Source organism: Rhizobium sp. KNZ2-6A, from assembly GCF_056755475.1.
Window position 1 is genome coordinate 17,788 of the sequence record NZ_JBNDIC010000013.1, and the last position, 13,169, is coordinate 30,956.

The 13,169-nt window shown below is 60.5% G+C and carries 12 protein-coding genes; 5 read left to right on the plus strand and 7 right to left on the minus strand.

The window, feature by feature from the left end; genetic code table 11:
- The first annotated feature begins 80 nt into the window (after positions 1-80).
- Positions 81-953 (plus strand): LysR family transcriptional regulator, encoded by an 873-nt coding sequence (locus ACPYOP_RS11340; RefSeq protein ID WP_481410490.1) that lies wholly within the window; start codon positions 81-83, stop codon positions 951-953.
- Here the strand turns inward: ACPYOP_RS11340 and ACPYOP_RS11345 are convergent.
- The 6 genes from ACPYOP_RS11345 to ACPYOP_RS11370 all read right to left on the minus strand — a co-directional run bounded on the left by ACPYOP_RS11345 (position 950) and on the right by ACPYOP_RS11370 (position 8,053).
- Entirely contained in the window at positions 950-2,680 is a 1,731-nt protein-coding gene (locus ACPYOP_RS11345) for a M14 family metallopeptidase (RefSeq protein WP_481410491.1), read from the minus strand. The two genes, ACPYOP_RS11340 and ACPYOP_RS11345, sit on opposite strands and share 4 nt — an antisense overlap.
- Positions 2,681-2,686: 6 nt before the next feature.
- Positions 2,687-3,535 carry an ABC transporter permease gene (locus ACPYOP_RS11350; RefSeq protein ID WP_481410492.1) on the minus strand — a complete coding sequence of 283 codons (849 nt, stop codon included), beginning with the start codon at positions 3,533-3,535 and terminating at the stop codon, positions 2,687-2,689.
- Positions 3,536-3,540: 5 nt separating this feature from the next.
- On the minus strand, positions 3,541-4,464 hold the full coding sequence (locus tag ACPYOP_RS11355; RefSeq protein WP_481410493.1) for an ABC transporter permease: 924 nt from the start codon (positions 4,462-4,464) through the stop codon (positions 3,541-3,543).
- A gap of 63 nt (positions 4,465-4,527) precedes the next feature.
- Positions 4,528-6,063 (minus strand): ABC transporter substrate-binding protein, encoded by a 1,536-nt coding sequence (locus tag ACPYOP_RS11360; RefSeq protein WP_481410494.1) that lies wholly within the window; start codon positions 6,061-6,063, stop codon positions 4,528-4,530.
- A 44-nt stretch (positions 6,064-6,107) separates the two neighbouring features.
- Entirely contained in the window at positions 6,108-7,934 is a 1,827-nt protein-coding gene (locus tag ACPYOP_RS11365) for an ABC transporter ATP-binding protein (protein ID WP_481410495.1), read from the minus strand.
- Positions 7,931-8,053, minus strand: a complete 123-nt coding sequence (locus ACPYOP_RS11370) for a hypothetical protein (RefSeq protein ID WP_481410496.1) — start codon at positions 8,051-8,053, stop codon at positions 7,931-7,933. Before ACPYOP_RS11370 ends, ACPYOP_RS11365 begins: the two co-directional genes overlap by 4 nt.
- Before the next feature lie 324 nt (positions 8,054-8,377).
- On the opposite strand from ACPYOP_RS11370, the gene ACPYOP_RS11375 reads away from it, so the two are divergent.
- The 4 genes from ACPYOP_RS11375 to ACPYOP_RS11390 all read left to right on the plus strand — a co-directional run bounded on the left by ACPYOP_RS11375 (position 8,378) and on the right by ACPYOP_RS11390 (position 12,584).
- Complete coding sequence (locus ACPYOP_RS11375; protein ID WP_481410497.1) at positions 8,378-9,070, plus strand: GntR family transcriptional regulator; 693 nt, start codon at positions 8,378-8,380, stop codon at positions 9,068-9,070.
- A 163-nt stretch (positions 9,071-9,233) separates the two neighbouring features.
- Entirely contained in the window at positions 9,234-10,445 is a 1,212-nt protein-coding gene (locus tag ACPYOP_RS11380) for an MFS transporter (RefSeq protein WP_481410498.1), read from the plus strand.
- 193 nt (positions 10,446-10,638) lie between these two features.
- Positions 10,639-11,316 (plus strand): FadR/GntR family transcriptional regulator, encoded by a 678-nt coding sequence (locus ACPYOP_RS11385; protein ID WP_481410499.1) that lies wholly within the window; start codon positions 10,639-10,641, stop codon positions 11,314-11,316.
- On the plus strand, positions 11,313-12,584 hold the full coding sequence (locus tag ACPYOP_RS11390) for a CynX/NimT family MFS transporter (RefSeq protein ID WP_481410500.1): 1,272 nt from the start codon (positions 11,313-11,315) through the stop codon (positions 12,582-12,584). Before ACPYOP_RS11385 ends, ACPYOP_RS11390 begins: the two co-directional genes overlap by 4 nt.
- Positions 12,585-12,688: 104 nt before the next feature.
- Here ACPYOP_RS11390 and ACPYOP_RS11395 read toward each other — a convergent pair whose 3' ends face one another.
- A complete protein-coding gene (locus tag ACPYOP_RS11395; protein WP_481410603.1) occupies positions 12,689-13,156 on the minus strand; it encodes a Ros/MucR family transcriptional regulator in 468 nt (155 codons plus the stop codon).
- Positions 13,157-13,169 lie beyond the last annotated feature (13 nt).

The window sequence follows — 13,169 nt, forward strand, 5'->3', positions numbered from 1 at the left end:
TGCTTGAGAGAATACGCCTTGGCGTATATCATAAAAATTGAATAATTATGAGAAGAGTTATCTCTAAAGGAGATAAGTAAATGGATGTGGCCGATCTTAGGGTTTTCGAAGCCGTATCGCGACACGGCAGCATGAACCGGGCGGCGCAGGAGCTGCATACGGTACAATCGAACGTGACCGCGCGCATCCGGGCCTTGGAAGAAGAACTGGGTGTCAGCCTATTTCAGCGGCATGCGAGAGGCGTGTCGACCACACCGGCGGGGCAGCGCATCTTGCCGTTCGTCGGCCGCATCACCAAGCTTCTGGCCGAAGCGCGCACTGCGGCGCGGGACGACGGCTCGCCGGGCGGAACGCTCGCAATCGGCGGCTTGGAGACAACCACGGCGTTGCGATTGTCGCCGCTCTTGGGCCAATTTGCCAAGACCTATCCGCAGGTACGCCTCGTCGTCACGACAGGCACGACCCGCAGGCTGATTGACGATGTCGTTACCTGCAAGGTCGAGGGGGCATTCGTGGCGGGGCCTGTCAGCCATCCCGATCTCGATCACGAGACGGTCTTTCGCGAAGAGCTCGTTCTTGTCACCTCACCTGCGATTCGTGCGATGGATGATTTGGCGGGTATTGCCGATCTGAAGACCATCGTCTTCCAGATCGGATGTTCCTATCGGCAGCGGCTGGAGTCGCTTCTGGCCGATATGGGCATCGTCACGTCGAAACCGCTGGAATTCGGCTCCCTCGACACGATCATCAGCTGCGTGTCGGCCGGTGTCGGCGTCACGCTGCTGCCAAGGGGCGTCGTTGCGGCGGCCCATCAGGATGGCCGGGTCGCGATCCACGAGCTTCCGCCGGAGCGGTCGCGGGTGGATACGCTCTTCGTGCGCCGTTCGGATGCCTATACATCCAGTGCCATGACCGCGTTTCTGGACATGGTGCGCTCAACTTATTCCGCTTAGCTGGAAGCCATGATCTCCTGCCAGGCGCCGTAGGCGGAAAGCACTGTTTCCATCTGCGCGGTATGACCGGCGACAAAGGCCTCGCCGTAGATTGTCTCGTCCGGATATTCGGTGATCAAGGTCATCGGCACCGTGTGGCGATCGTCGATATTGGCAAGGCAGGGGAAACCGTTGATGATGCGGAAGCCGGTTTCGCCGGCATGAATTTCGTAAAGCGCGATCTGGCTGTCATTGTAGTCGAGCAGCCCCGGAATGGTGCCGAGGTGCTTGGTGACCTTATCCAGAAGCCGCTCCGCCTGAGCTTCCCAACCGGCATGATAGCGGGCGATCAGGAAGAAACCCTTCGGCAGCGTCCACATCGCGAAGTTGCGGGGAACGTAGCCTGAAAGCGGGCGTGTCCATTCATGCGCCGGGTAGCCGTGCAGGTTGACATGCAGTTGCGCGCCGCTCAGTGCCTCCGCCTCGAAGCGGATTTTTTTCTCGTAGAGATATGGGCCGGCATTGTCTTCGGTGCGGTATTCGAGATCGTCGCCGAGCGCGGTATAGCGGGCGGCGTGATACATGTGGCGCGGGCTATCCTTGCGCAGGCGTTGGTGCAGTGCATAGCCGTCCGGATTTTCCAGCGGCGAGATGGTGAAATGCGCGCCCTCGACCGTGGCAAGCCGTTTTGCCGCACGCAGGGCGCCCGCGCCGCCCGTGGTCTCATTGGCGTGCTGCCCGCCGCTGATCATCACAGCTGCATCGCGACCCTTGATATAGCGTGCGCTGACGGCTCTGCCGGAGCGGCTAACAGCCTCGAACGCTTCGCCGCCGATCCTGCCGAGCTCGGCTTCGATCTGCTGCGCGGCCAGAGGTTCCGCCGCCGTCTCGAGCTGCTGCTCTGCTCCGTCCCAGAAACGAGAGGTCAGCGGCTGTGTTTCCACCTTCACGGAGATGTCGCCGGAAGACTGCAGGATCTGCGGAACGATCTGCCCCGGCTTCAGCCCACGGTCGCCCAGCGGCCGGCCGGATTTCTTCTGGAAGAATTCGAGCAGCGAGAAATAGAAGTCCTCGTGCAGCGCTTCCCGCAGACTCATGACTTCGTCGCCCACTGGCAAGGCCTCATCTGTCGCCGGCAAGGAGACCCGGATATTCAGCTCTTCGAAATAGGGCTCGCTTGCGCCCCAATCGAAGTGAGTAATCGCGGCAATGGTCTCTTCAAAGAGCTCTTCATAGTCCGTAACCAGCCTTTCGCCCGTCTCATTGCCGTCGCGCACCAACCAGCCGGTCGGAGAAACGCTCGTTTCACCTGCGGCATCGATATGGACGCGGTTGGGCACCAGCACCTTCAATTGGCGCTCTTCGCCGGCATTGGTCTTCAGTAGAACGTCATAGTGAAAGTCACTATCGGCTCTCGCGACGAGGGCGATCTTTCGATTGCCGACCATCGCGGCAAGCGGATAGGCTTCAAGCCGGAAGCGATTGTCAGGCGCATTGGGATGCACAGGGTAGCGGATCTCGATCGCGTCCACGCCTTGCAGGTCGATGTCTTCGATAAAGGCATTCACCAGTGGCTTGTAAGCGCTGCGGATGCGCGTCTTTATGCCCTTTTCCGCGAGCTTGCGTTCGGCCTGCTGGCGGCTTTCCCTGTCATCAAAGATCCAGGCCTCGAAATTCTGGCCAGCCTTGGCATCCGCGACGAGCCGCGAGAGCGTACGCTCGAAGCTTTTTTCGAAAATCATCGTCATGATGTCTTACCTTGTCGTTCTGCCTGTCGGGTCGAGGCTGTCGCGCAGCCAGTCGCCGAGGAGATTGAGGCCGAGCACGGTCAGAAGGATCGCGAGGCCGGGGAAGAGGCTGACCCACCAGGCCGTCTGCAGATAGGTGCGGCCATCGGCGAGCATGCCGCCCCAACTCGGAATGGTCGGGTCGACGCCCAAGCCGAGGAAGGTGAGACTGCTTTCAAGCAGGATATTGTTGGCGATGTTCAGCGTCATCAGCACAATCACTGGCCCTACGAGGTTCGGCAGCAGATGCTGGAAGATGATGCGCCAGTCTTTGACGCCGATCGCGCGCGCCGACAGGATGAACTCCCGTTCGCGCAGGCTGAGCACCGAGCCGCGCACTAGACGGGCATATTGCACCCATTGCGATACGATCAGCAGGATGATGGTGTTGGTGAGGCTGCCGCCGACGATGGCGATGAAGGTGATCGCCAGGAGAATGAAGGGCATCGCAAGCTGGATATCGGCGAAGCGCATGAGGATCATATCCCAGATGCCGCGATAGTAGCCCGCGGCAAGTCCCACAAGCACGCCGAGGACCACGCCGCCGATCACGGAAGTGAGCCCGACGGTCAGCGATATCTTCCCACCCGCAACGACGCGGGCCAGCACATCGCGTCCAAGCGGATCGGTGCCGAAGGGATGGGTGAGGCTGGCAAAGGGCCTGGCAAGCCTTGCCATCAGGTCGATCTTTTCCGCCCCGCCAGGAAAGAGGACATCGGAGAGAAGAACGGCAAGGCAGATGACGACCGTAAGTAATGCGCCGAATATGAATTCGAAGTTTAGGAAGCGCGAACGGCGTGAGATCGTGGCGGCCATCGGCGTTACTCCGTGCGGATGCGGGGATCGACGAGCCCGTAGGCGATGTCGACGAGAAGATTGACGCCGACGATGAAGAGCGCCAGCACGGTGATCACGCCCTGCAATACCGGGTAGTCGCGGGCGCCGACAGCATCGAATGCGAGAGTTCCGAGACCGGGCCAGTTGAAGACGCGCTCGATGACGACGATGCCGCCGAGCAAACCGCCGAACTGGATGCCGAAATAGGTGATGAGCGGTATCGCGCAATTGCGCAGGGCATGCTTGTAGAGCACCTTGCTTTCGCTGAGGCCCTTGGCGCGTGCAACCATGATGTATTGCGATTGCAGCGTCTCGAGCATGGCGGTGCGCACCAAACGCACATTCGTGGCCGTCAGGATCACGCCCATCGTCACGGCCGGCATGATGTAGCTCGAAATCCCGACCATGCCGCTTGGCGGCAGCCAGCCGAGCGTAACCGAAAACAAGAGGACCAGCATCAGGGCCAGCCAGAAGTTCGGGAAGGAAAGGCCAAGCAGCGAGAGGACACGGATGATCTGGTCCGCCGTCTTGCCGCGCGCCGTCGCCGCCTTGATCCCGAGCGGGATGGACAGCGCGATCGACACGACCATGGAAATGAAGGCAAGCAGCAGCGTCGCCGGCAGGGCATTGGCAATCAGCTGAGACACCGGCGTGCCGCCGGTGAAGCTGCGGCCGAAGTCCAGCGTCAGCAGCCCCTTCAGGAAGGTGAAATATTGCACGAGGAAGGGCTGATTCGTGCCGAGGGCGGCGCGAATGCGCGCAAGATCGTCTTCCGTCATGCTGCCGCCGCCCTGAAACATCATCAGAGCAGGGTCGCCCGTCAGGCGAATGGCGAATGAGACGAGAAGGGTGATCGCGATCACGACGAAAATCGCCTGCAGCAATCGCTTGATGAGAAAACCGGCCACGTTCGTACCCCAAGAGCTTTCGGACGACGCCGCCGGCCAAGCCGGCGGCGTCCTGTTTAACGACTATTCGACGGTGACTTCGTTCAGCTTGATGCGGGTATCGGGCGCGGGCACGAAGCCCTTGACTCGCTTGCTGACGCCATAGATCGCATTGCTGTTGTAGAGCGGCAATTCGAGCGCCTTGTCGGCGACGTACTTGCCGATATCCTTCAGCACCTTCTGGCGCTCGGCGCGATCGGTGAGCGGGCGCTGCGATTCCAGCAGCTTGTCGAGAGCGGCATCCTTTTCATACGGATTCCACTTTTCGCCGGAGTGGTACATCGAATAGGCGGTGTTGTCGTAGTCGAAGGTCCAGCCGCCCCATTTCTGCTGGAACATCGCGCCGGTCTTGCCCTGCGGGATGATGTCGTTCAGCAGGACGTTGGTTTCATAAGGTTTGATGGTCGCCGTCAGGCCGGCCATCTGCAGGTAGCTTGCAACGACCTGGGCTACTTCGTTCATGGTCGCGTCGTTGCCGCGGATGTCGATCTGGATTGCGGCACCCGGCTTCACGCCGGCTTCGGCGAGCAGCTTCTTGGCACCTGCCGGATCATAGGGGAGCGGCTTCAGGTCGGGATCGTAGCCGAAGGACAGCGAGTTCTGGAAGCTGACGATCTCGGTTCCCTGGCCTGCGAGGATCGACTTGACGATCGTGTTGCGGTCGACGGCCATGATGATGGCCTTGCGCACGCGCGGATCGGCCGTAATGCCGTCGCGGGTGTTGAAGCGCAGCGCGTCGACCGTCGGGCCGGGAACGCTGGCGATTTCCAGCTTGGAATCGCCCTGGATGACCGGCAGCATGCCGATCGGGATGGTCGGCGGGATAACGAGATCGACACGGCCGGCCTGAAGCTCGGCAACTGCAGTTGCCGGCTCGCTGATGAAGCGGTATTCAAGCTCGGAGAGTTTCGGTGCGCCGCCCCAGTAATCCGGATTGGCTTCGAGCTTGATGTTCACCTTCGGCGTATAAGAAACGAACTTGAAGGCACCGGTGCCGACCGGGTTGAGATTGAAATAATCCTCGCCCTTTTCCTTGATGTATTTCGGCGGAACGATCATCGCGCCATAGCCGGCAAGCTTCGTCAAAAGCACCGGATCGGGCGTCTTCAGTTTCATGTCGACCGTGTAATCGTCGATGATATCGACGCTTTCGATCGCCGTGTAGTTCGAACGCTGTGGTCCCTTGGCGCCCTGTTCGCCCAGCAGGCGATCGAAGGTGAATTTCACCGCTTCGGCATTGAAGGGCTCGCCATCATGGAACTTGACGTCGTGTCGCAGCTTGAAGCGGATGCGCTTGCCCTGATCCAGCTCTTCCCAGGATTCGGCGAGACCTGGCCCCAGCTTGAGGTCCGGTCCGCGATAGGTGAGCCCGTCGAAGATATTGGTCGAGACGGCCGCCCATGCCACGAGGAACGTATCGATCGGGTCCCAGCTGCCGGGATCCTGCGACGACGACACGGTGAGTTTGCCTGCCGCAAAGGCGGGCTCGGCGTTGATGGCGGCGCCCGACAGGACAAGCGCTGTCAGAGCCGTTTTCAATCCCCATTTCATTTTTCTCATTGACCCTGTTTCCTCTTCAGATCGATGCGATGGTTGGTGGTCGGTCAGGCGCTCCTGGCGATGAAGTGGCCTGAATTGATTTCCTCATGAGCCAGAACCGGCGGCTCGTCGCCGACGCGGCGGACGGGATTGGGGATCTCGCCCTCGATCAGCGCGGTTCGGCGCTCCTGCGTCGGATCGGCGATCGGCACGGCCGAGAGCAGGCGCTGCGTATAGGCGTGCATCGGTGTTTCGAAGACCTGCCGGCGGCTGCCGATTTCCATGATCTGGCCGAGATAGAGCACGGCAACGCGGTGGCTGATCTTTTCCACCACGGCCATGTCATGGCTGATGAACAGATAGGCAAGCCCGCGCTCGGCCTGCAGATCCATCAAAAGATTGATAATCTGGGCTTGGATCGAGACGTCGAGGGCGGAGAGCGCCTCATCGGCGATGATGAGCTTCGGATCGGAGGCAAGGGCGCGGGCGATGCAGACGCGCTGGCGCTGGCCGCCGGAAAACTCATGCGGGTAGCGATCGGCATGGGCGGATGTCAGGCCAACGCGCTCCAGAAGCTCATCGACCCTGCGGCGAACAGCCTTCGATCCCGAAATAATGCCATGTGTGTTGATCGGTTCCGCAATCGAGAATCCCACAGTCTTGCGCGGGTCGAGCGAAGCGAAGGGATCCTGGAAAATATACTGTACATCGCGCCGCAGGCGGAAACGCTCGAGCGTCGACATGGCGGCGAAGCTTTTGCCGTTGAAGGTGATTTCGCCGGAGCGCGCCTTCTGCAATTGCTGGATCGTGCGGCCGATGGTCGATTTGCCGGAGCCGGATTCGCCGACGAGCGCCAGCGTCTCGCCGGGATGAATGTCGAAAGCGACCTTCTGGACGGCGCTGCAGCGATGCGTGACCTGGCCGAAAATGTTCTTTTTGATATCGAAGCGTACGAAGAGATCCTGCACGGAGAGCAGTGGCTGTTGGTCGTAGCGGGCGGTATTCTGTACCCGTTCCTCACCGACGACTTTCGGCTCGCCGCCATCGAGCACGGTCAAAGGCGTGCGCTTCGGAAAATCCTGGCCGGTCATGCTGCCAAGCTTCGGCACCGCGGCCAGCAGCGCTTTCGTATAAGGGTGCTTCGGATTGGCGAATATTTCGCGAACCGGGCCTTCTTCGACCTTCTTGCCCTTCCACATGACCACGACGTCGTCGGCCATTTCGGCCACCACGCCCATGTCATGGGTGATGAAGATCATGCCCATGCCGAGATCCTTCTGCAGGTCCCGCATGATGTTGAGGATCTGCGCCTGGATGGTCACGTCGAGCGCCGTGGTCGGCTCGTCTGCAATCAGGAGCTTGGGACGGCAGGCAAGCGCCATGGCGATCATGACACGCTGGCGCATGCCGCCTGAGAGCTGATGCGGATAACGCTTCAACAGCGCCTCCGCATCCGGCAGGCGCACCATTTCGAGAAGGCGACGCGCCTCGGCCATGGCGGCGGATTTGCCGACGTTCTCATGAAGAAGGAGGACTTCGCAGATCTGGTCGCCGATGGTGAAGACGGGATTGAGCGAGGTCATCGGCTCCTGGAAGATCATGGCGATCTCCTTGCCGCGAACGGAGCGCATATCCTTCTGCGAGAGCTTCAGCAGGTCCTTGCCGTTGAAGAGGATGCTGCCCGCCTCGAAGCGTGCGCCCATCATATCGGCAAGCCGCATGATCGAAAGCGAGGTCACGGATTTGCCGGAGCCGGATTCGCCCACGACAGCGAGCGTCCGACCCGGCTCGACCGAAAAGGAAAGCCCCTCGACCACGCGGTTTTCGCCGAACCGCACGGTCAGATCCGCTACGGACAGAAGCGGTTTGTTTTCGCCCGTCGCATTTATCATGCGCCTACCTCGGCCTTGGGAAGGTCGTTCAAGGCGCGCGGGATCGCAGCGCCGGCGCCCTTTTCATCAAACGCGCTGAAGACCTCGCCGAGGTCGTCTTTGAGATCGGATACTAGCATGTGCACGCCCATATCAATTCAAGCCTGGCAAGGCGGGGTGACGTTTTTCTACAAAACGGGCGTTCCATGAACATCTGTATCCGCGTTCCCATTATATTTGTTAGGGCTTGAGATAGCATCAAACAACAATCTGGTCTATATTGTTCAACAATTTTCATGCTGCCAATCGAAAAAGGGGACAACCTGCACAAAATCGTCCAACGGACTTAGCCGTTGGGGCAATACGACAGCCGCAGACAAGCATGGGATCGCTACTCGCTTTCCAGCAAATGCTTGATATAGGCAGGCATCGGAAACGATCGAGCGCGGGCGCCGGGAGAGCAAATGAAGCAGACAAATCTTGCGAGCATCGAGCCGACGGCCGTGGCCGAGACGGGGCAGACGGTTGCGGAACTGACCGCAGCTCGCATCCGCGAGCGCGTGATCAGCGGCACGCTCTCGCCCGGCAGCCACCTGTCCGAGGCGGCTCTTTGCGAGGAGTTGCAGGTCTCGCGCAACACGCTGCGCGAGGTTTTCCGGCTGCTGACGAAAGAGGGCGTGCTGCGCCATGAGGCCAATCGCGGCGTCTTCGTTTCCACCCCGAGCATCTCGACGATCATGGATATCTTCCATATTCGCCGCCTGATCGAATGTGCGGCGCTCGCCAATGCACATCACCGTCATCCGAGCGTCGGCAAGATGCGAGCGGCCATCGACGCCGCCATCCAGCATCGGGACCGGGGCGAATGGCTGGAGGTCGGCAGCGCCGATATCGCCTTTCATGCCGCCATTGTCGAGCTGGCCGACAGTCCCAGGCTTTCCGCCTTCTATGCGCAGATCTCCCTGGAGTTGCGTCTCGTCTTCGGCCTGATCCGCGATCCCGAATATCTGCATGCTCCCTATGTCGGCCAGAACGCAACGATCCTTGCGCATCTGGAGGAGGGGGCACCCGCAAGTGCCGCCGACGCGCTGGAGAAATATCTGTTCCAGGCCGAACGCTTCATTCTGGCCGCCTATTCGCGGGCGATGCCCAGCTGAAGGCTGGCCACCGTCATTGATATGATGAATGGTGTGGACAATCCCTGCCGGATGGGTCAAAGGATGATGCAACCATTTGCGTCTTGATCGCCTTTGACGGAAGGATGGGCCGCGACAAACACTTCGCCCAGCTTCCGGGTAATTCTCAGATCCTCGACCGCCAATGACCCGCCTTCTTCCTGATGTTTTCCGCGACCCGACCATCCGGGTGAGCATGCTTGCCATTTTCGCCTTCGGTTTCGCCGGAGCCGCCACGTCGCCCTATCAGTCGGTCGTCGGCATCCGCGAACTCGGGCTCAGCAATGGGCTCTATTCGACGCTGATCTTCTGCGCGGCTGCGGTGAATGTCGTGGTCAGTATTCTCCTTGGAAATCTGGCGGACCGGCTCGGCCAATATCGCGTGATGATGCTGACGGTCGCGATTTTCGGCGTGCTGGGTTACGGCGCCGTCTATATGGTTCCGGCGCAGGCGACTTTTGTTCTCAGCGCCTTGTTTTTCCTGCCGGTCTACGGCTCGCTCAATTCACTGCTCTTTGCCAATGTCAGGGTCGCGACAAGCGGAATGGAGCGAAATGAGGTCGCCACGGTCAATTCCGGCGTCCGTGCGATGATCTCGCTCTCGTGGGTTCTGGTACCTGGAATAATCGGGGCGCTGCTCGCAAATTCGGCGAGCATGTTGCCGGCCTATCTGTTTGCGGGTCTCGCCTGCATCGTCTGCTTCGGATTGATCGCCGTTTTCCTTCCGCGTCAGGACGGCACCGACAAGGCGGCCGCGCATCATCTTTCCTATCTTGCGGCGCTCGGCGAAGTCATTTCGCCGCCGGTCTTCGTGCGCCTGATCGCGGTGGCTCTGATCACCAGCACGCTGCATGTCAACGGCGCCATTCTGCCGCTCATCGTCACCGGCGCGGCGCACGGAACCGTGGCCGATATCGGTATCCTTGTCGGAATCGTCGCCCTTCTCGAAGTCGTCTTCATCATCGCATGGGGACGGGCGCAGCGGATCATGACCCATGTCATGGCGCTGGCAATCGGCACGGTCATCTATGTCGTCTATCTGGTCCTGCTCGGATTGGCGTACGAGCCGTGGCACGTCTATTCGCTGACCCTCATCAGCGGCATCGGCGCGGCCGCCCTCATCAGCATTCCCATCACCTATCTGCAGGATTTGATTGCCGAGCGCCCCGGCCTCGGCAGCGCGCTCATATCGGTCAATATATTCCTCAGTGCAGGCTTGAGCGCTCTTCTCTTCGCTATCGGCACGGCGATCAGTAGCTATTCCGGAACGGCACTTATCGGTGCTGCCGCCGGTCTGCTGGGTCTTGCCTTGCTGCTTTTCTTCGAAAAGGCGGGCGCCACAGCTAGAGCCGGATGATTTTAGATCCGTTCGACCTAAAATCTGAATCCGCTCTAGAATCAAAGAAGTAGAGCGTGATGTCGGCCGAAAACCGCCTACACTTTTCGGCATCACGCTCTAGCAAGCCTTCCTTTTCCGGCAACCGGCATTGACGTAGAGTCATCCGTCGGCTAAGTCGTAAAGTCATCTGATGACTTGATGATAATTGATCGTGCGCGCCCTGACCAAAACCACTCTTGCAGACAATGCCGTCGAAGCCATTCGCGGCGAAATCACCGCCCGACGCTGGCTTGTCGGCGAAAAGCTGCCGAATGAAGCCTCCCTCTCATCCATGCTGTCAGTCAGCCGCGGCACGATCCGCGAGGCGGTGAGGGTGCTGGTCTCCCAAGGCTATCTCGAGACGCGGCAGGGGTCAGGCACCTATGTGCGTTCGGCGACGGATGTCAGCCGCCCTCTAGACATGGCGCGGCGCGCCGGCTTGCGCGATCAGTTCGAGGCCCGGCTTGCGCTGGAGGTCGAGGCCGCACGACTCGCTGCCTTACGCCATTCGCCGGAAACTGTTTCTGAGCTGCGCGCCTTGCTGGTTGCGCGCGGAAACTATGCCGGCGGCGATAAGGCCGCGTTCATCGAACGTGATCTTGCCTTCCACAAGGCTGTCGTCGCGGCTTCCAAGAACAGGGCGATGATCGAACTCTACGAATTTTTCTCCCTCTCCATTGCCGAGACGATCGAGGCGACGCTCGGCGAGGGCATTCCCGAGCCGGATATGCAGGCGCATATCGCGATCGTCGACGCCATCGAAGCCGGCAATCCCGAAGCGGCCGATGCCGTCGTACGACGCTTCATGGCGCCCATCGTTGCCACTCTTGATCGGTTGCTGATGTCATGACCATGTCCTCGCAAAATGCTGCCTTGCTCGAATTGATCGACGCCGAGGCCGATGAAATTCCGGCGCTGCAGCCGCATGGAGGCAAATCGCCGATCGGCAGGTTTCTGCTGGGTGCAAGCCTCGTGCTCATTGCCTTCAATCTCAGGCCGGTCTTTTCGAGCGCATCGGCGCTTTTGCCGGAAATCAGGTCCGAACTTGGCCTTTCGGCCTTTAGCACCAGCATTCTCACGACCTTGCCCGTGGTCTGCATGGGACTGTTTTCGCCGTTTGCGGCAAGGCTCGCGCAGCGTATGGGAACCGAGCGCGTCCTGCTGGGAGTCATCTTCCTGCTTGCGCTCGGCACGGCGCTGCGCGGATTTTCCTCCATTTCCCTGCTGTTCTTCGGAACGGCGCTGACCGGCGCATGTATTGCCATCGGCAACGTGCTGCTGCCTGGGCTCGTCAAGCGCGATTTCCCGGATAAGGCCGCCCTGATGACGGGCTGCTATACGATGGCGCTATGCGCCGGCGCGGCAAGTGCCGCCGGGTTCACGCTTCCGATCGAGCACGCTCTCGGCGGATCGCTCGGTGGCGCGCTTGCCGCGTGGGCCTTGCCGGCCCTCTTGGTCGGGCTTCTCTGGCTGCCGCAGGTGATTGGAACGCGCAGCCAGGTTCGTCGCAGTGGTTTTCGTGTCACCGGCCTCTGGTCGGATCGTATCGCTTGGCAAGTGACGTTTTTCATGGGGCTGCAATCGGCACTGGCTTACTGCGTTTTCGGCTGGCTCGTGCCTATCCTGCGCGAACGCGGCCTCGACGGCGTCACCGCCGGCGCGATTGTCTCCGCCTCGGTCATGGTGCAGGCGGCCGCGTGCCTTGTCGCCCCTCATATTGCCGTTAGGGGCAAGGATCAGCGCGCCATCAACGTCATCCTCTGCATGATGGCGGTCATAGCATTGCTGGGCCTGCTCTTCGCACCGCTTTGGACAGTCTGGTTCTGGGCCGTGCTGCAAGGCATTGGGCAGGGCGGATTGATCGCGGTGGCGCTGACCGTCGTCGTGTTGCGGTCGCCCGATGCGCATGTGGCGGCGCATCTCTCCGGAATGGCGCAGTTCGTCGGTTACCTGCTTGCCGCGATCGGTCCGCTCGTCGTCGGCATGATCCGCGGTTGGACGGGAAGCTTCGCCTGGTGTGCCGTATTGTTCGTACTGCTCGGTCTTGGTGCCGGGATCAACGGCTGGTTTGCCGGTCGTGCGATCACCGTCGATGCCAGGACGATCGAAACTCCCTGATCTTGCAGCGTCCGGCCGCATGTCGTCCATCGGTCGGCAGTGCCGGATTGTAACCAGGGTGCGTCGCAAAGGCCGCGCGGAGGCGGGCCGAAAGCCTCTTACGGTCAGCCGGCCTTCCGCTGCCGCCGGACCGGTTCCGCAGCTGGCGTGATGTCGGCCGCGTTCTTCGTGTGGCCCAGGAGCGCTTTCTTCGCCAGCGTCGATCGTGTGGCTGCATAGCTCGCCGAGACCATCGGATAGTCGGCCGGCAAGCCCCATTTCTTTCGATATTCTTCGGGCGTCAGGCCGTACTTGGTGTTGAGGTGCCGCTTCAGCGATTTGTACTTCCCGCCGTCTTCCAGGCAGATCAGATATTCATCGGTAATGGATTTCTTGATCGGCACAGCCGGCTTCAGCGACTTTTCCGATGTCGACTGGGCAGGTTGCCAAGAACCCGTAAGCGCGGCATATGTTTCCAGGATGAGCCTCGGCAAATCCTCCGGCGCGGTCGCATTGCAAAGAACGTAGGCAGAGACGATCTTGCTTGTCAGCTCGATAAACCTCTCGCGGCTGGCGGTATTTTCTCTTTTCATTTCGGCCTCACGT